We start from the raw sequence: 18378 nt of genomic DNA on the forward strand, positions 1-18378 counted from the left end.
GTCGATGAAGGATATTTCCTGCAAACTGCTCGTCATCGGTGCGGGCCCGGGCGGCTATGTCTGCGCGATCCGCGCCGGTCAGCTGGGCCTCGATACGGTCATCGTCGAGGCGGGCAAGCCTGGTGGCACATGTCTCAATATCGGCTGCATTCCGTCCAAGGCCCTGATCCACGCGGCCGAGGAATACGAGAAGATCGCCCACTGGGCCAAGCATCCGAGCCCACTCGGCATCTCGACCTCGAAACCCGTGCTCGATCTTTCGAAAACGGTGGCGTGGAAAGATGGCATCGTCGGACGGCTCAATGGCGGGGTCTCCGGATTGCTCAAGAGAGCCAAGGTCAAGATCGTCCAGGGCCGGGGGACATTCCGGGACGGGAAAACGGTCGCTGTCGAAACCGAAACCGGGCTCCAGGTCATCCACGCCGAGAACATCGTCATCGCGACAGGATCAGTGCCGGTCGAGCTACCTGTCCTGCCGTTCGGCGGTCCGGTCATTTCCTCGACGGAGGCGCTGTCGCTTTCGCACGTCCCGGAAAGGCTCGTGGTGGTCGGCGGGGGCTATATCGGCCTCGAACTCGGAACGGCATTTGCGAAGATGGGCGCGCATGTCACCGTCGTCGAAGCGCAGGCCAGGATTCTTCCGCAATACGATGCTGAGTTGACGAAGCCCGTCGTCGGCAGATTGCGCGAGCTGGGAATCGACGTCCTGACCGAAGCGTCGGCTGTCGGGTTGGACGAGGCGGGCGAGGCATTGATGGTCCGAAGGGCAGGGGAGCGCGATACCGCTCTGCCCGCCGACAAGATTCTCGTCACCGTCGGCCGGAAACCGCGGACGGACGGGTGGGGCATCGACCAACTGGTGCTTGACATGGACGGCCGTTCGATCCGCATCGACGACAGATGCCGCACGTCGATGCGCGGAATCTACGCCATCGGCGATGTGACCGGCGAGCCGATGCTTGCGCATCGCGCCATGGCGCAAGGTGAAATGGTCGCCGAGATCGTCGCGGGCCATCCCCGTCTCTGGGACAAGCGGGCCATGCCCGCGGTCTGCTTCACCGATCCGGAGATCGTCACGGTCGGGCTCAGTCCGGATGAAGCCCGTGAGAGCGGCATGGAGATCAAGACGGGACATTTCCCGTTTTCGGCGAGCGGACGTGCCATGACAAAGCTTGGCGAACAGGGCTTCGTGCGCGTTCTCGCCCGCGCGGACAATCACCTCGTCCTAGGCGTCCAAGCTGTCGGACAGGGTGTCTCGGAACTCTCTACGGCCTTCGGTCTCGCCCTTGAAATGGGAGCGCGTCTCGAGGATATCGCCGGAACCGTTCACGCCCATCCCACGCAAGGGGAGGGTTTCCAGGAAGCGGCGCTCAAGGCCCTCGGCTACGGGATTCACATCTGACGCGTGCATCCGCCCGGATCACGGGAGGGCCTAGCCGGCGCGCGAGAGAATGAGGCCGCTGAAGATCAGCGCGGCCGCGAGCAGCCGTGGCCAGGACATCGCGTGGACGGGCAGTCCGAACGCGCCGGTGGCGTCCAGGATCAACGCCGCGACCAATTGCCCGAAGACGAGGGCCGCGATCGTGCTGACAGCGCCGAGTTGCGGCACGCCCCAGATGACGATCGCGACGTAGAAGGCGCCGAGCAGGCCGCCGAGCCATGACCACCATGGCGCGGCTGCGATGGCGGATCCCGTCGGCCAAGCGCCGCGGGCCGCCGTCACGGCACAAAGAATGAGAAAGCCGATTCCGAACGAAATGCAGGCGGCAAGCAAGGGATCGCCCATCGCCCGTGCAAGAGCCGCATTGACAGGCGCCTGCGCGGCCAGCATCGCGCCGCCGGCGACGATGCCCAGAAGAGGGAGCAGGATCGATGGATTCATGAGCTTCTTCACTGGTGAGACCGGCATTGGAGGAATGCGCGGAAGGTGGGAAAAGTCCGGCGCCTCTCAGTAGTGCGGCGGTGGAGGCTCCGTCCGCGGCGCCGCTCCGGCCCTTTCCTCGGCCTCCCTGACCCGGTCGACCAAGCCGGATATCTGGCGTGTCAGGCGATCGATCTGCTTCCACTGCGCGATGATGGCCTTGTTGAGGTCCTCGATGATCTGGTCCTGATGGGCAATGCGCATCTCCAATGCATCGATGCGGGTATGCGGATCGAGATCACTCATCGGTCGGCCTCTCGGCTTGTAGGTCCAACGCATCCGCCATTTCCACCAGACCATGTCCCAGTGCGATGCGCTCGTCGAAAACGAAGCAGGCACCATTCCACCGGCTCTCGGCTCTGGGAATGTCCTCCAGGTATTTCAGGATGCCGCCCCTGAGGTGATAAACCTTCTCGAAGCCTTCCGAGAGCATGAACGCACTCGCCTTCTCGCACCGGATCCCGCCGGTACAGAACATGGCGATCTTCTTGTCCCGTCTTGGGTCGAGCTCCCGCTTCACGAAATCCCGGAAGTCGCTGAACCGTGCCATGCGCGGATCGACGGCTCCCTCGAAAGTGCCCATCGCAACCTCGAATGCGTTACGGGTATCGATCAGAACCACGTCCGGCTCCTCCAGGAGCCTGTTCCAGTCATTGGCCTCCACATAGGAGCCGACTTTTCGCGTCGGATCGACGGTAGGGTCGCCCAGAGTGACGATTTCCTTCTTGAGTCTGATCTTGAGACGTTGAAAGGGCATCGACGCGGCTGACGAGAACTTCAGCTCGAGATTGTCGAGACGCCCCTTGAACAAGGTGCCATTGCAGAGCTCGGCAATCAGGCTGTCGATGGCGGCGCCCTCGCCGGCGATCGTGCCGTTGATCCCTTCCCTGGCCAAAAGGAGCGTCCCTTTCAACCCGAGCGCTTCGCAGAGCCTCCGGAGCGGCTCCTTGAGCTGCGCATAGTCGGGCAGGGCGGCAAACTGATAGAGGGCGGCAACCTTGTACATCATGGTCGTGATCTACCAGCCGCAAGGGCCGCGGAAAACCCTCCCGGATCGCGACGGAGCCTCGCCGGTCTGCTGGGACGTAACCAGGCGCGGCGTTCCCGACGACCGGGGACCCAAAAGGCTCAGGAGGAAGCCTTAAGATCCGATGCGTGTCATTGTCGCAGCAATTGGCGATTTACCCGGTCGAAATCTTTGGCCGCCCCGGGAAAACTTTGGTACGACCGGCCCACAGCTGCGTCACATCTTCTGCAAGGGGCAGCGTTCATCGAGCCTTCATAATAGTAGAGCTAAGTTCCAGCCTGCTTCCATATATCGTTGAGGAAGTGGCACCTCGGCCATGATCTTTCTGTACGGACTGGCGCCCTCGACTTTGTCGGGACAGGCGCGCTCGTCTTGTCTCGCCGCGTTCGATGACGCAGCGGGAACGTCCGAACGCGCGCGTCTGGCGACTTTTCGCCGGGAGCAGGATCGGCTGTCCTATCGCATAGCCCGTGGTTTTCTGCGTCTGGTCCTCGCCCGCGAGGTCGGCCGCCCCCCGGGGAGCCTTGTCCTCTCGTCCGCATCCGGCGGCAAGCCGATCTGCCTTCAGGGCCCGTTCTTCAATATGAGCCACGCGGGCAGCCGGACGGTGGTCGCCGTCTCGCATGAACGGGAGGTGGGGGTCGATATCGAGGGCGTTTCCGCCGACGGGGGAGATATTCACTCTGTTCCGATGGCCGTCGCGGAGGAGGATCGCCGCGTCCTTCCGCTCCTGTCCGACAGGAGCGATCATGGCGAGACGCTTCTTTGGTCGATCAAGGAGGCTGCGCTCAAGCTGACGGGCGAGGTCATGATCGATCCGGGGCATATTGCAGTCCGGCGCGGGCGAAATGGAACATTCCGGGTCGGCCCGTCACGGGCCGCGACAGCGCCGATCCATGACGCTTTCGTCCGCCAGTTCTGGCTCGACGAAAACCATGTGCTCTCGGTCGCTACCTTCGAGCCCATTTCCATCTCTCAGATCACGGTGATGCCGGATTGCTGGCATGGTCCGCCCGGTCCCGACATCGCGCTCGGGAGACCCGATCTGCCTGGTGCCCATCCTCTTCCTGCTTTCCAGAAAACCGAAACATTTTCCCCATGTCCAACCCGATCCGCGGCCTGACCCGTCCCGACTTCCTGCGCGACGAGGTCCTTTCCGAGATTTTCGACGCGACAGTGCAAAGTTCTCCGGACCGGCCGGCCGTGATCGACGGCGAGATCCGGCTGACCTACCGGACGCTGCACGACAGAGCGTCTGCAATCGCCAGTGGGCTCGTCGATGCCGGAATTGGTCCCGGGGACGTGGTCGGCCTGTGGATGCCGCGCGGGTCCGATCTTCTGACCGCGCAGATCGCCATCACGAAATCCGGGGCAGCATGGCTTCCCTTCGACTCCGAAGTCCCCGTCGAGCGGATTGCGGCCTGCCTCGAGGATGTCGGCGCCAAGGGCATTCTGGTTGCCGACGGCTGGGAAGAACGCGTCGTATCCCTCGGGTTTCCGGCCTATGCTCCCGGAACCCTTGCCGTGAGTAAATCCGGCACGGTGCCCGACAGCCGCACCCGCGGCCTGACACCGGATCATCCCGCCTATGTGATCTATACCTCCGGCTCGACGGGAAAGCCGAAGGGGATCACGATCACCCATCGCAACATCTGCCACTTCCTGCGGGCGTCCAATGCGCTCTACGGCATTCGTGAAGACGATGTCGTCTTTCAAGGTTGCTCCGCCGCCTTCGATCTGTCGATGGAAGAGATCTGGGTGCCATATCTGGCCGGCGCCTGTCTCTGGGTCGCGCGAAAGGACTTGCTGAGCGACACGGAAGCGCTGGCGCGCTCCATGCGCGAGGCTGGAATCACCGTCATCGACACCGTGCCGACATTGCTGGCCATGCTGGGAGACGATCTCCCGTCGCTGCGTCTCGTGATCCTGGGCGGAGAGGCCTGCCCGCCCGCCCTCGTCAGCCGCTTCGCCGCGAATGGACGGCGTCTTTTCAACAGCTACGGCCCGACGGAGGCCACGGTCGTCGCCACCATGGCCGAACTGGTTCCCGAGGATCCGGTCACAATCGGGCGGCCGATCCCGAACTACTCGTGCTATGTCGTCGACGAGGCCATGTCTCTCGTTGCTCCCGGCGTACAGGGCGAGCTGCTCATCGGCGGGCCAGGAATTGCCGCGGGCTACGTCGGGCGACCTGATCTGACCGCGGAGAAATTCGTTCCCAATCCCTTCGGACAGAGCGAGGCCGACCCGGTGCTGTATCGCTCGGGCGATGCCGTAACGCTCGACCAGAGCGGCCGCATCGTGTTCCAGGGACGCATCGACGACCAGGTGAAGATCCGCGGCTTCCGGGTCGAGCTTGGCGAAATCGAAAGCGTGCTCACGAGCTTTCCCGGCATTTCGCAGGCTGCCGTCGTGTTGCGGGATGAGGACGGCATCGACCGTCTCGTGGCATTCCTCCTGCCGCAGCGCGGAATCGATCCCGATCCGACCCAGCTCCGGCTGGCTCTCCACGAACGCCTTCCGGCCTATATGGTCCCGGCGCATTTCGAGACGGTTTCCGACCTCCCTCGTCTTGCCGCTTCCGGCAAGGTCGACCGCAAGGCGCTCAAAGTCCTTCCGCTGACGGCCCCCATCACGGTGCTCGCTCAGGACGAACCTGCCACGTCAACGGAAGCGGCCCTGCTCGCAGCGGCGAGGCGCGTCTTCCCGAACCAGGCCGTGCCGATGGAGGCCGATTTCTTCCTCGATCTCGGTGGCCATTCTCTTCTGGCCGCCCGTTTTGTTTCGTTCGTTCGCGAGAACCATCGCCTGTCCTCGATCACCCTGCAGGACGTCTACACGGGCCGGTCCCTGCGCGAGATCGCAGCACGGCTGCAGACGCGCCTCACCGACGAAAAGGCAGACGAGGCCGTGCCGGGCTTCACGCCGCCGCCACTCCTTCGCCGGTTTCTGTGCGGTGCAGGACAGGCGGCAGCGCTTCCGTTCCTTCTGACACTGATGTCGGCTCCGTGGCTGTGCATCTTCATCAGCTATTCCGTGGTCACGGGCGACGATGCCTCTGTCTTTCTCGATACGGCCCTGATCTTTGTTGCCTACATGATGGTGAACGTCGTCACGACCTTCCTCGCCATCGGATTGAAATGGCTGATCATCGGGCGCGTCAAGCCGGGCCGGTATCCGCTTTGGGGCCTCTATTATTATCGGCTCTGGCTCGTACAGCGGCTGCTGAGCCTTGTTCACATGAAGTGGTTCCAGGGCTCTCCCGCCATCCGAATCTATTTGCGGCTGCTCGGCGCCAAGGTCGGAAAGGACGCCCTGATTGCCGAGATCGATGCTGGTGCCGTCGACCTCGTCACGATCGGCGATCATGCCAGCATCGGCGGAAAGGTCACAATCGCCAATGCGCGGGTGGTCGGCAACGAGTTGATCATCGGACCGGTCGAGATCGGTCGGGACGTATCCATCGGCTCGTCCTGCGTTATCGAAAACGATGTGGTGATCGGCGAAGGTGCAGAGCTTGCCGACCTCTCGGCGTTGACGTCGGGAACCCGGGTCGGTGCATGGGAGGCCTGGCGCGGATCGCCGGGGAAGAAGGTCCAGGATCTCGACCCCGCGCATCTTCCGCCTCCCGCCGAAGCGAGCAAGGCCCGGCGGTTGTCGCTGACGCTCTTCTTCATCGCCATGCTCGTGGTCGCTCCGCCGATCGCCCTCGTCCCGATCGTTCCGGCCTTCCACCTCATGGAAATGGTCGATGCGGTCATCAATCCGATCATCGGCATCCACTACCTCTATTACATGCCGCTCCTGGCGATGCCCGCTGCGGCAATCATGATCTTCGCGACCGTGCTGTTGATCGCGGCCATCCGCTGGATCGTCCTGCCGCGGCTGAAGCCTGGAGTGTATTCCGTTCACGGGGGTCTCTACGCCCGCAAATGGGTCGTCGGACTAGCGACCGAAGTCATGCTTGACGTTCTGTCCTCGCTGTTCGCGACAGTCTATATGCGCGCCTGGTACCGCCTCATGGGCGCCAAGATCGGCAAGGGATCCGAAATCTCCACGAATCTCGCCGGCCGGTTCGATCTCATCGATCTGGGTGACCAGAACTTCATTGCCGATGACGTGGTTCTTGGAGACGAGGAGATGCGTCGCGGCTGGATGACCCTTGGAACGGTCACTACCGGATCGCGGGTCTTCATCGGCAACGATGCCGTCGTCCCACCCGGCTATGCGATTGCGAACGGCGCGCTGATCGGCGTCAAGTCGAAGCCGCCGGAGGGTGGCAATGTCGGAGCGGACGAGACCTGGTTCGGATCTCCGCCGATCCAGCTGCCGGTCCGGCAGCGCTTCAACGCTGCCGTCACCGACACCTACGAACCGGCAAAACACCTGAAGCTTACGCGTGCGCTGTTCGAAGGCTTCAACATCACGCTGCCTACCGCCCTCTTCATCACCTTTGCGACGATGGGCATGGAAATGCTGGCGCCCTCGATCATCAACAAGAACTGGGGAATGGCGCTCACTCTCTGTGTCATCGCAAGCGTCGCGATCGCTGTCGGGCAATTGTTGACGGCAGCTGCCTACAAGTGGCTGCTGATGGGAATCTACAAGCCGACCATGCGGCCTATGTGGTCGTGGTGGGCGTTGCGGACGGAGGCCGTTGCGGTGATGTACTGGGGCATGGCCGGCAAGGGCATCCTCGACCACTTCCGCGGCACGCCGTTTCTGCCATGGGCGATGCGTCTCTTCGGCACGAAGACCGGGAAAGGCATCTACATGGACACCACGGACATCACCGAATTCGACTGCGTCAGGATCGATGATTATGCCGCCATCAATGCCAATGCCTGTCTTCAGACACATCTCTACGAGGACCGCCTGATGAAGGTCGGGCGGATCCATGTGGGGACGGGCGTCGCGGTCGGGTCCGGTTCCACCGTTCTCTACGATACGGACCTCGGCAAATTCTCGACGCTCGGCCCGCTGACGCTCGTGATGAAGGGCGAGTCCATTCCGGCTGGCGGAGAGTGGTACGGCTCACCGGCGCAGGTCCTCTCGCGCGGGGTCGAGTCCCGATCAGGTTCCGCGCCGAAGCTTGAGATCGCCTGAGATTCCGGGTGTCGGCGGTTTGCAACTGCACGGCAATCGATGAGGGGGCGGCTGGGCGTTTGTCCCGACCCTGGATATGTTTCGCATCGCGCGGATGCGGGGATGGTGGGATGCACGCGCTTCCCACCGGCTGCCGAGGTGACTAAGCTGTTGCGTGGCGTGGATACCCGTTGATGACATCTGACGACGAGAGCGACCCCGAGGTCTTGGACCGGACTGAGTCGGCGAGGAAGTCGCGGCTCCTCCAGGCCCTGGGGCCGGGTCTCATCACGGGCGCATCCGACGACGACCCAAGTGGGATCGCGACCTATAGCCAGGCGGGCGCTCAGTTCGGATATACCCTCTCCTGGCTCATGCTCTTCAGCTTTCCCCTGATGACTGCGGCGCAGATGATCAGCGCACGGATCGGGCGCACGACAGGGCACGGTATCGCCGGCGTGCTGCGGATGCACTATCCGAACTGGCTTCTTCAGGCGATCGTTATCCTCCTGCTGATCGCCAATACCATCAATCTCGGGGCCGACCTCGGGGCGATGGCGGACGCCGTCAATCTGCTGCTGCCGGGGCCGCGGTTCGGCTATATCCTCATATTCGCAGGCGCCTGCATCTACATGCAGGTTTTTATGCAGTACGCGCGCTATGTCATGGTCCTCAAATGGCTGACATTGGCGCTTTTCGCGTATTTTGCCGCTCTCATCGCCGTCAATGTGGACTGGAGCAAGCTGACGCGTCACCTGCTCATACCCGAAATCAGCTGGAGCAAGGATTACCTCACCACCGTCGTTGCCGTCCTCGGTACGACGATCAGCCCCTATCTTTTCTTCTGGCAATCGACCGAGGAAGTGGAAGATATCGAAGCTTATCCGCACCGCACGGGCTTGGTCGACGCGCCGGAGCAGGGCAAGGCTGCACTCCATCGGATCGAGATCGACACGATCGTGGGGATGGCGTTCTCCAATCTTGTTGCTCTGGCGATCCTCATCACTGCGGCAGCCGGTCTCAACGCGCATGGGATAACCGATATCCAAACCTCGGCTCAGGCTGCCGAGGCACTGCGCCCTATCGCTGGAAAATTCGCTTTCTGGGTATTCACGATCGGCATTGTCGGGACAGGGTTGCTGGCCGTTCCCGTTCTGGCCGGGTCCGCAGCCTATGCGGTCGGGGAGGCGCGTCGCTGGCCCGTCGGTTTCTCGCGACGCTGGCAGGAGGCCAAGGCCTTCTACGCAACGGTTGCGCTCGCGACCCTCGTCGGCATGATCATGAATTTCATCGGCATCAATCCTATCAAGGCCCTCTTCTGGAGCGCGGTTCTCAACGGTGTCATCGCCGTTCCTGTCATGGTGATGATGATGCTGATGGCTTCACGTCCTGACATCATGGGAAAATTTGCGATCCGCGGGAGATTGCAGAAATGGGGCTGGGTCTCGACGGCAGTGATGGCCATCGCCGTGATCGGGATGCTCGTGACGGCCATATAGCGGCCAAAGTCGCTGCGGCGGCCCCGGAAAGGCCTTGACGGGATAGCCCTCGAGGCGCATTTGGATGGCATCCGCCTTGTTCTGCTTCGGCAGTCCGGGCGGCTTCACAGGAACCATGAATGTCATGCCAAGCGACAGTCACAGTCGATTGACCGCGCCGTCTCGGCCTCGCGCAGACGCCTGATCGCTTGATCGGCTCACCTGCGACCAGGCCGCGACGGCCGGTCGAAAGGAAGGTGAGCCATGAATACGGAAGTGCGCTTCCTCGCCCAGCATCTGCTTCACGCCGGGCTTTCTCCCCTCGATGCTCGGGACCGCCGCGTGATCGCGCGCGTCGCCCGGCGCGTTCACACGGCCCGGAACCTGAACCGGGAATTCGACGATCGCCTGACCGTGGGCCAGCGCCTGGCCGACCGGGTCGCAACCATCGGCGGCTCCTGGGGGTTCATCGGCGGGTTCGGAATCTTTCTCGGGGCATGGGTGCTGGCCAATGTCGTTCTCCTGAGCGACAGGGCCTTCGATCCCTATCCCTTCGTGTTCATGAACCTGCTTCTCTCGATGCTGGCTGCCCTGCAGGCTCCGGTCATCATGATGAGCCAGAACCGACAGGCGGCGAAGGACAGGCTGGCCGCCGCGCTTGACTACGAGGTCAATCTGAAAAGCGAGATGGAGATCGCCTCCCTGAGCGACAAGATGGATTCCCTCCAGGCTCAGATGGAGCGGCTCATGGCCATCCATGCGGCGAACTCCAATGCGAAGCCCGCTTCTGCCAGACAGGCGATCTAGTTCACCACCAGGGAGCGGGGCATCCCCCGCTCCCTGATTTCTCGGGTGGAGCCCTCTTACGATTTCTGGCGCGCGATGATCTTGTCCTTGATCGCATCGTAGGCGTTCTGAGGGATGATCTTCTTGTCCACCAGTTCGTTTTTGGCTCTGTAGGGCCGCCCCTTGATGATGGCGTCGGCGCGTGCCGATCCAATCTGTGGAAGTTTATCCAGCTGATCCTTGGGAGCGGTGTTGATGTCGATCAGCGCCGATGCGGGGGCGGGGGAGGCCGGGACCGCAGCCTTTGCGGCTGGCGCAGCAGTCGAAGGGGCGGCTGCCACGGGAGGTTTGGTCGCCGTGCCCGGTCCAGCCGTCTGTGCGAAGATCGGTGTCGCGAGGAAGAGGCCCAACGTCGACAGGGCAGCAAGATGAGATAGGCGCATCGATAACACTCCTGCTCGTCATGCGGGCTCCGCAGCCCGATCCAAGGAGGATCTGCGCCTGAGTTTGAACCGGACCTTAACGTTGCGGAATGTCCGTTCCCGGCCTGACACGGGACCGTGTGAATCCTGCGGGACCCGCTCGTGGCGATCCCAGAGTCGTTTGCGCCTTATTGGAGTTGTGAAGCGCCTCTGAGAGTCTTTATCTGCCGCATTTCGGACGAGGCGCCGGTTCCTCCTTCGCCTGAAGACGCTCTAGAAGGCCCAGCCCTGGGCCTTCGAGACGAGAAAGTCGCGAAAGACCTGGACACGGGCTACCGAGCGCATCTCTTCCGGGTAAACGAGGTACGTATCCAGAGAAGGCATCTCGATGTCGCGCAGGACCTGCACGACGTTCGGCTTGCCCTCCATGGCGTAGGCGGGGGCCATGCCGACGCCGGCGCCATACTCGATCGCATGCCGGAGAGCCAGGCTGTCGTTGACGACGAGATGCTTGGGCCGCGGGTCCTTGGAGTCCCGTCCCAGGATTGCGAGTTGATGCACGGCCAGGACAAAGGGGGGCTGGCTGCCGCCGAGGCAGACGATGCGGTGGTTGTCCAGATCTTCCACCGTCTTTGGTTCTCCGAAGCGCTCGAGATAGGCTCGGGACGCATAGGCGTGATAATGCACCGTGAAGAGCCTGCGCTGAATGAGATCGGGCTGCGCAGGCCTGCGCAGGCGGATGGCGATATCGGCCTCCCGCATGGCGAGATCGAGTTCCTCATTCGTGGCGATGAGTTGGATATGGACTTCCGGATAGAGTTCGATGAACTCCGCGACCCGCTGCGCCAGCCATATGGCGCCTAATCCGACCGTAGCGGTAACCTTGAGGTTGCCGGCCGGCAACTCGCTTGTCTCCGTCAGCCGGCTGCGCGTCGTTTCCAGCCGCATGAGCATTTCCTGCGCAGCTTGAAAGAGAACGTCGCCCTGCTCGGTCAGAAGGAGGCCGCGAGCGTGCCGGTGAAAGAGAGGAACCTTCAGTTCATGCTCCAGGGCGCTGATCTGACGGCTGACGGAGGACTGGTTCAGACCCAGATGTTCGCCGGCGCGGGTGAAGCTGCCCGCCTCGGCAACCTCATAGAACAGTCTGATCTTGTCCCAATCCACGCTCGTCCTCCAGCTCCTCGTCCCGGTACGATGGCTCGCTTCGCCATCCCCGGGGTGGTCCTTCAAACAGACGAAAGCCTAAATCGCAACCGGTAAAGGATTGCCGTCCTGAAGATGCGTTCCGTCAATACTCCCATTCAGCCCCGACTCCGAGGGAGGTGCTGCCATTGGCCCCGACTTCGCCCTGCACGCGAATCCTCCGGGTGACATCGATGTCGACGCTGACACCGCTTTGCTCCGCCGACGCGCCGGCCCGGACCCCGACACTGATCCGGTCGCTGAGAGCCTTGGAGATCCCGATGGTTGGGCCGCCGTCCGCCCCAAACGAAAGATCGAGCCCTTCGACCCCCAGGGATCGCCGGAGGCTTTCGAAGACGTCGTCGCCGCCGCCTCCGGCGAACTGCGCCGCAACCTGCGCAAGCTGTACCGCCTGCCCGACAGAAAGCCCGCCCGAGGCCTTGGAGAACAGGATCCGCGACAGGACTTCGTCCTGCGGGAGCGCAGGGTCCGACGCAAAGGTGAACCGTGGCTCCCGCGCCGATCCGGTGACGAAGACCTGTGCAGTCACGTCCTCCGCCCGCGTCTCGGCGGCGAAATCGAGTTCGGGTGTCAGATCCCCGGTAAAGGTGAGATGGCCGCGGGTGAAGTCGAGGCGTGTTCCGACGATGGTGAAGCGACCGTTGCGCAGATCAAAAGCGCCGATGGCGATAGGATTGGCAAGTGTCCCCGTCAGACGCAGGTCTCCTCCCAGTTCTGCCTGAATCCCTCGTCCCCGCACATAGACGCGGCTTGGCGCAGAAACGGTAAGGTCAAGCACGGCATCGAAGGGCGGCGCGCGGTGCGCGCTCGCCTTGGCACGGGCTGCGAGAGCAAGCCGGGCCGCGGCGGTGGGAGTTGGGCGGATGTGCTTTGTGCCTTCGAGAGGGCGGATCGTCGCGGCGAGTCCGTCGGGAATCGTCACCTCCATCGAGAGGATCCGAACCTCGCCGTTGACGCGTGGATTCTGAGCCAGGGGACCAGACAGGGAGAGCGCCAGGTCGGCGACCGTCGTCACGATGTCGTTGGATGCGAGTTCCGCCCGTTGCCCCGTGATGCGGATATCTCCTGGAAAGCCTGCCGCCGGATCGATGCGGATGCGTCCTGTCGCAGAGAGAGTGCCGCCATTGCGCGTGGTCGCTGCAAATTGCTCGATGGTGACTTCGGACCCTCGGGCGGCAAAGCGGCCATGAATATCGGAAAGGCGGATGCCTTGAACGGCATCGGCGAAACTGCCGCGCGAAAGGATGGCATTTCCGGAGACCGAAGGCGCGGCCATCGATCCGGTGATCCGAGCGTCAATCTCGGCCGTTCCCGTTGCGCTTCGCCCGGAAATGGAGAGGTAGTTGTTCGCGGCGCCAATGTCGACACGCCCCTGGACCGTGAGGTTGATATTGCCGTCCGCCGTGAGCGGCACCTCGCCGCTCGCTTGGAGCGTGCCGGCGCTGCCGGCTTTCGCCGTCGCATTGACGGTTGTTTGCCCGTTCCTAAGCTGCCCGTCTGCCGCGACGTCGATGGGCGGAACGCCGATATTGCGCGTCTGAGGCAGGACAAGACCTTTTACCTGCAGGCGCCAGGCCCCTTCCGGCCGGGCCACCGTTCCCTTGATCTGAGCGCTGCCATCGAGCGTCCCGGAAAGACCGAGGCCCGGAACGAAAATCTCTGTCGCGGCAAGGGGCACCGATCGCGCATCGAAGCTCAGGGCGAGATCGGATCCGACGCGCCCTTCGATAGAGACCACACCTTTGTCAATGCCCAGGGAAAGGCGCTGCGTGACGACCGCTCCATTGACGAAGGACAGCGATGCGGGCTGAAGAAGGGAAATCTGCCTCCGGTCGCGGCGCGCACTGAATGTTGCAAGCTCGAGGCGCGTCGGCGTCTCTGGAACCAGGCGTCCCCGGGCCGTGAGGTTGAAGCCCCGTGCCATGGCCGTCAGGCTGATGTCGCTGGCCGCAGGCGTGCCTTTTGCGTCAAGCCGGATCTGCGAAACCGCCTCACCGGATATGATCGCCTGATCAACGGCTACCGAGCCATCGATCACAGGCTTTGCATAAAGATCGGTCACCGAGAGATCCGCCCGGAACCGGTCGATGACAAGATCCGAGACCCGGAGGCGGCTGCCTGTCGCGTCGATGCGGGCATTCTGCTTGTCGTCATCGGCGCTGAGGAGCACCATTGCGGTGAGATTGCCGGACAGACGCGTCAAGACCAGCGGCGAGAGGTCGTCGAGATTCCGGGCGTCGACCTTCAGGCGTCCTGCGGCAAGATTCGTGGCGGTGAGCTCTAGCTGGCCCGTGATCCTGGCAGAGCCGACCAGCAGATCGAGGGGATCCAGATGCCACGTGCCTTCGGAGCCTTGGCTGACATGCAATGTTCCATTCGTGGGCTTGCCATCGATCTCGCCGGTCAGCGTTGCGCGGGCATCGGGATGTCCTGTCAGGTCGTCGATGGAGGCATCGAGGGACAGCTGCGGGATGGGGCGGCCAAGAGCGGTCGCGTTGTTGAGTTGCCCATGTGCCTCGGCACTCATGCTGGCCAGTGAGCCGGTGAGCCGAGCTGTCGCCGTGGCACGTCCTGTCACGCGGCTGTCGGCTCGCGACAGATCGGAAACCTGCGCCGCCATGTTGAGGTCGATCTTTTCGGCTGTCGCATCACCATTGAGGCGGAGATCGGCATAGGCTCCCATCAACGCCAGATCCCGAAATCCAAAGCCTCCGGTGAGCGATTGTGCGGTCCCCGAAAGAGCCAGTCGGCCGCCCGTCAGCCCGTCGACGGGCTTGATGCCTGTTGCCAGCCGGGTCGCGCTTCCATTGATCGCCGCAACTGTCGGTCCCTTCGAGAGCAGGCCCGTGGTGTCGGCCGCGAGGTCAACAGCACCTCGCAGGCGCAAGGATGCGACAGCGTCGAAACGGGACAGATCGGGCAGCTTGAGCAGGAGCCGGCCCTTCGCGTCTGGCGTTCCGACCTGGCCGGAATAGGTTGCGTCGGCTGTTTCCGTCCTCAGATGGGCCGTCTGAACATCGCCGGTGCCGTCCATCGAAACGGCGCTGCGCAGAGTCAGAGTGAACTTGGAACCAACAGCTTTTGCGAGTGCGGCATCTGTCAGTACCACGTCACTCGCCGTGGCGTCTGCGACAAGGGCGATGCGGGTTGTCTTTTCCGAAAGCGGCCCGCCAGGAGAGGCGGAGAATGTTGCGGTGAGACTTCCGAGACGTCCCGCGGGCAGTCTCGCGTCCTCCGCGTCCAGCTTGCCCGCGATCTGCGGAGAGGCCAGCGGGCCCGTCACTTTCCCGGCGAAGGCCAGCCGTCGAATTTCGGCGCCGCCGGCCACGGTCTTTCCTTGCATGGTGGGAACCGCCCGGGCCGACACGTTCAGATCGATGGTACGATCGGTCGTGACAACCCCCGATATGTCGAGCCTCGCTGTTTGTGAGACGACCGACATCTGCGAAAGATCGACTGCGCCGCTGTCAGCGAACGATGTCTGCGCCTTGAGTTCCGTCGTCCCGGCAAAGATCGGCGCGACGGGGGAGGGGAGAAGCCCTTCGATGCGCGCCTGGGTATCGATGCTCAGAAGCCGCGCGGGGCCATTCCGCCGCATAGTGGCTTGGCCCCTTGCTCCGATCGTATCGCCTGCGTCGAAGGTCAGTTGAGCGGCGAAGGCGTCGAGGGTTCCGGACCCGGAAAGATCGAGCTTGACCGGCGGCAGGCCGGGAATATTCGCTGCGCGAGCGAGTATGCCGCCCTCCGGTTCGTCCAATGCCAGGGCAAGTTGCAGGTTCTCCGAGGCATAGAGCAGCCGCGCAATCAATTGGCCCGGGGCATCCAGGCGGCGGGCATCGAATCTCAAATTGAGGCCCTCAGATGGAGAGCCGAGAGAAGCAGTGCCGGTTGCCGTGAGTTGGGCTGGAACGCCGAGGATCGGTTGGCCAAGCGCAAGCTCCCGCAGCGCGAAGTCCTGGATCTGAATCCGGACCGGAAGTTCCGGCAGGAGAGGCTGGTCGGAATCCGGCACGGCATCCTGCGCGGGCAGGGGTCTGCGCAGCACCTCCAGCTTTCCTATTTCGAGCCGGTCCACTTCGAGTCGGCGTGACAGCAGCGCCAGACGGCGCCAGACGAGACGTGCGCTGTCCAGCCTGAGCCAGACACCGTCCCGATCGGCGATGGTAATGTTGCGAATGGTTGCATCCGACGACAGGGCACCTTCGACGGCGCCGATGGAAACCTGTGTCGTCGGTGTTGAGAGCGCCCGCGAGATCAAATCCGCAAGGAACCCGCGATCAGCCGCTTCGTCGCCGCGAGAGACGAGGGTCAGTGCAAGCAGCATCGCCCCTGCGAGAAGGACGACGACGGGAATCAGAACTCGGCGCATCACCATCATCAGAATGCCTGTCCAATGCTCACATAGAGCGAGACCGGCCTGTCGCCGGGCCGTGGATTGAGAGGCGTCGCGATGTCGAGCCGGATCGGGCCGATGGCCGTATAATAGCGAAGGCCCAGCCCCGCGGACAGGCGCAGGGTCTCGCCAAAGTCGGGATAGCTCGATTCAAAGGCGTTGCCAGCATCGATGAACGGAACGACGCCGATCGTGTCCGTGATCTTAATCCGCGCCTCAAGGGAGGCCTCCAGAAGGCTCCGTCCGCCGACCACGTAGCCGAACGGGCCCTGCGGCCCGAGGCTGCGATAGCGATAGCCACGAACGGAACCGCCGCCGCCGGCAAAGAAGCGGAAATTGGCAGGGATGTCCTCCAGGTCGGCACCGAGAATGGAGCCGAGGCCGATCCGACCCGCGACGATGTAGCGGGATTCCTCATCGAGTGAATAATACGCGGAGGCTTCCACCTTGCCGACGGTCATGCCGACCGTCGATCCAAGAAAGCTGGGGTAAGGCGTTATCGAGGCATTGACCCTCGCGCCCCGTGTCGGGTCAAGGGGTCGATCCGTGGAGTCGTAGGTCAAAGATGCGGGAAGGCCCACGAGGAAATAATCGATCTTACCGAGAACATCGCTCGTCTGCCCCTTCTGCAGTTGCAGTCCTGCTTGAGTGGAAAACGTTTCGCTGAAGCGATGGCGGATCGAAGCCGTGCCATTCACGAAGCGGCTCGTATATCCGCCATATCGATCGCCACCGGTCCTGTTCCGTTCGACAAGGGCGTCGAGAAGGAGGTCGTTTCTTGTCCCCCACAGCGCCGGCTTTATGAAGCTCGCGCTGATGCGCGCGCCGGTGTCGGAAGGCTCGAGATCCTCGACGCTCTTGATCCGCGTTCCATCGTTGCGCGGGGCAAGGAAGAGATCGGATTCGAGACGCAATCTCTCGGCTCCTCCAAAGAGGTTGCGGTGCTCCCAATAGCCGTGAAGCGCCGGGCCGTCGATGGTCGAATACCGGGCAGAAAAGCCGATGACGCGGGGCTTGCGTTCGGTAACCTCGACGAAGATCGGGAGGCGGCCCTGCGCATCGAGCGCCTTGGCCTCGCGAATCCTGACGGAACCGAGCGCCTGGATCGTGCTGACGGATTTGCGTGTCGCCGCAAGCGCTTCAGGAGAATAGGGATCCCCAGGCTCCAGATAGATGAAGGACCGAACGACGGTAGGATCGACATTTTCCGTTCCTGACACGGTGATGTCGCCGAACGGCGCAATGGGTCCGGGGTCGATCGAATAGGTGACATCCATCACCTGTGCGGGATGGTAGACGACCGGCTCCGTCGAGACGGTCCTTGCCAGAGGTCGCGACTGACTTCGGAAATAGTCCACAACGCGAGCTCGCGCCGCGCGAAGATCCGCCGCGCGCGCCGGGTCGCCAGGTTTCAACCCGATGATCCTGCTGGGCAGCTCCTGGGAGGGGAAGGGTTGCCGGATTCTCGAATGGTTCACTTCGATTTGGCGTAGGGTGAAGAGCGGCCCCGTATTGACCAGCACACGGATCGGAACCGGTTCGCGAGCGCGATATGTCTCAGCCCTGCGGGCGGCGGCTGTCGAAGTCCCGCCGATCGTCAGCTCCGCCCCGCCGATATCAAAGACCAGCGTTGCATTGTAATAACCTATGCCCCAGAGGGCATCGAGCATCGGTCCGAAATCCGCTTCGACGCGCCGTGTCAGAGAATCGCCTTCGAGCGGAGGATCCTGGCGCAGGCGGTAGAGCTCCGACGCATTCTTCAGGGCCTGCTCGACGGCCTTTCGGTCGCCGGTAATATCGAAGGTCAGCACATAGGGCAGGGAATTCGGAGTGGCGGCCGGGGGCTTGTCGTCGCCGCCGAAAAGCCCGAACAGATCGAAGGCTCTGGCGTCACTGCCAGAGAGAACGAGAGCGCCGACAAGCAAGCAAACGGAAACAGGGACGGCGCCGCGCCAAGGCCACAACTGCATTCATGACTCCTCGCGTCCCAACAGCGGCAAGAATGCGGACATTTTGTGGTCGCGTTTGGTGAGGGATTGGATTGGCAGCCGATCTTAAGGGCC

General features: G+C 62.9%; 12 protein-coding genes. 5 read left to right on the top strand and 7 right to left on the bottom strand.

All coding sequences use genetic code 11. From position 1 onward, the window contains the following. Window positions 1–4: 4 nt before the first annotated feature. On the top strand, window positions 5–1402 hold the full coding sequence (lpdA, locus tag AC522E_RS02310) for a dihydrolipoyl dehydrogenase (protein ID WP_500748793.1): 1398 nt from the start codon (window positions 5–7) through the stop codon (window positions 1400–1402). 30 nt (window positions 1403–1432) lie between these two features. Here the strand turns inward: lpdA and AC522E_RS02315 are convergent, their stop codons facing one another. The 3 genes from AC522E_RS02315 to trhO form a co-directional block, all read right to left on the bottom strand. After that, entirely contained in the window at window positions 1433–1882 is a 450-nt protein-coding gene (locus AC522E_RS02315) for a DMT family transporter (RefSeq protein WP_500748794.1), read from the bottom strand. Window positions 1883–1948: 66 nt separating this feature from the next. Continuing rightward, a complete protein-coding gene (locus tag AC522E_RS02320; protein WP_500748795.1) occupies window positions 1949–2167 on the bottom strand; it encodes a SlyX family protein in 219 nt (72 codons plus the stop codon). Next, window positions 2160–2930, bottom strand: coding sequence for an oxygen-dependent tRNA uridine(34) hydroxylase TrhO (gene trhO / locus AC522E_RS02325; RefSeq protein WP_500748796.1), 771 nt, complete (start codon window positions 2928–2930; stop codon window positions 2160–2162). Before trhO ends, AC522E_RS02320 begins: the two co-directional genes overlap by 8 nt. Before the next feature lie 334 nt (window positions 2931–3264). Between trhO and AC522E_RS02330 the strand changes: the two genes are divergently transcribed. The 4 genes from AC522E_RS02330 to AC522E_RS02345 all read left to right on the top strand — a co-directional run bounded on the left by AC522E_RS02330 (window position 3265) and on the right by AC522E_RS02345 (window position 10318). Next, window positions 3265–4071, top strand: a complete 807-nt coding sequence (locus AC522E_RS02330) for a 4'-phosphopantetheinyl transferase family protein (protein WP_500748797.1) — start codon at window positions 3265–3267, stop codon at window positions 4069–4071. Next, a complete protein-coding gene (locus tag AC522E_RS02335; RefSeq protein ID WP_500748798.1) occupies window positions 4047–8054 on the top strand; it encodes a Pls/PosA family non-ribosomal peptide synthetase in 4008 nt (1335 codons plus the stop codon). Before AC522E_RS02330 ends, AC522E_RS02335 begins: the two co-directional genes overlap by 25 nt. Before the next feature lie 173 nt (window positions 8055–8227). Then, on the top strand, window positions 8228–9532 hold the full coding sequence (locus AC522E_RS02340; protein ID WP_500748799.1) for an NRAMP family divalent metal transporter: 1305 nt from the start codon (window positions 8228–8230) through the stop codon (window positions 9530–9532). 243 nt (window positions 9533–9775) lie between these two features. Further along, on the top strand, window positions 9776–10318 hold the full coding sequence (locus AC522E_RS02345) for a DUF1003 domain-containing protein (protein WP_500748800.1): 543 nt from the start codon (window positions 9776–9778) through the stop codon (window positions 10316–10318). 56 nt (window positions 10319–10374) lie between these two features. Here the strand turns inward: AC522E_RS02345 and AC522E_RS02350 are convergent, their stop codons facing one another. From AC522E_RS02350 to AC522E_RS02365, 4 genes are all read right to left on the bottom strand, one after another. Further along, complete coding sequence (locus AC522E_RS02350) at window positions 10375–10740, bottom strand: ComEA family DNA-binding protein (protein WP_500748801.1); 366 nt, start codon at window positions 10738–10740, stop codon at window positions 10375–10377. A gap of 252 nt (window positions 10741–10992) precedes the next feature. Further along, a complete protein-coding gene (locus AC522E_RS02355; RefSeq protein WP_500748802.1) occupies window positions 10993–11883 on the bottom strand; it encodes a LysR family transcriptional regulator in 891 nt (296 codons plus the stop codon). Window positions 11884–12007: 124 nt separating this feature from the next. Then, window positions 12008–16291, bottom strand: a complete 4284-nt coding sequence (locus AC522E_RS02360) for a translocation/assembly module TamB domain-containing protein (RefSeq protein WP_500748803.1) — start codon at window positions 16289–16291, stop codon at window positions 12008–12010. A gap of 8 nt (window positions 16292–16299) precedes the next feature. Beyond that, on the bottom strand, window positions 16300–18285 hold the full coding sequence (locus AC522E_RS02365; RefSeq protein ID WP_500748804.1) for an autotransporter assembly complex protein TamA: 1986 nt from the start codon (window positions 18283–18285) through the stop codon (window positions 16300–16302). Between the last annotated feature and the right edge of the window lie 93 nt (window positions 18286–18378).

The sequence above is a fragment of the Microvirga sp. BF8 genome (genome assembly GCF_059888585.1).

What these genes read in the sequence shown, in the direction of transcription:
- lpdA (WP_500748793.1), top strand. Translation starts at nt 5, where the DNA reads ATGAAGGATATTTCCTGCAAACTGCTCGTCATCGGTGCGGGCCCGGGC.
- AC522E_RS02315 (WP_500748794.1), bottom strand. Translation starts at nt 1,882, where the DNA reads ATGAATCCATCGATCCTGCTCCCTCTTCTGGGCATCGTCGCCGGCGGC.
- AC522E_RS02320 (WP_500748795.1), bottom strand. Translation starts at nt 2,167, where the DNA reads ATGAGTGATCTCGATCCGCATACCCGCATCGATGCATTGGAGATGCGC.
- trhO (WP_500748796.1), bottom strand. Translation starts at nt 2,930, where the DNA reads ATGATGTACAAGGTTGCCGCCCTCTATCAGTTTGCCGCCCTGCCCGAC.
- AC522E_RS02330 (WP_500748797.1), top strand. Translation starts at nt 3,265, where the DNA reads ATGATCTTTCTGTACGGACTGGCGCCCTCGACTTTGTCGGGACAGGCG.
- AC522E_RS02335 (WP_500748798.1), top strand. Translation starts at nt 4,047, where the DNA reads ATGTCCAACCCGATCCGCGGCCTGACCCGTCCCGACTTCCTGCGCGAC.
- AC522E_RS02340 (WP_500748799.1), top strand. Translation starts at nt 8,228, where the DNA reads ATGACATCTGACGACGAGAGCGACCCCGAGGTCTTGGACCGGACTGAG.
- AC522E_RS02345 (WP_500748800.1), top strand. Translation starts at nt 9,776, where the DNA reads ATGAATACGGAAGTGCGCTTCCTCGCCCAGCATCTGCTTCACGCCGGG.
- AC522E_RS02350 (WP_500748801.1), bottom strand. Translation starts at nt 10,740, where the DNA reads ATGCGCCTATCTCATCTTGCTGCCCTGTCGACGTTGGGCCTCTTCCTC.
- AC522E_RS02360 (WP_500748803.1), bottom strand. Translation starts at nt 16,291, where the DNA reads ATGCGCCGAGTTCTGATTCCCGTCGTCGTCCTTCTCGCAGGGGCGATG.
- AC522E_RS02365 (WP_500748804.1), bottom strand. Translation starts at nt 18,285, where the DNA reads ATGCAGTTGTGGCCTTGGCGCGGCGCCGTCCCTGTTTCCGTTTGCTTG.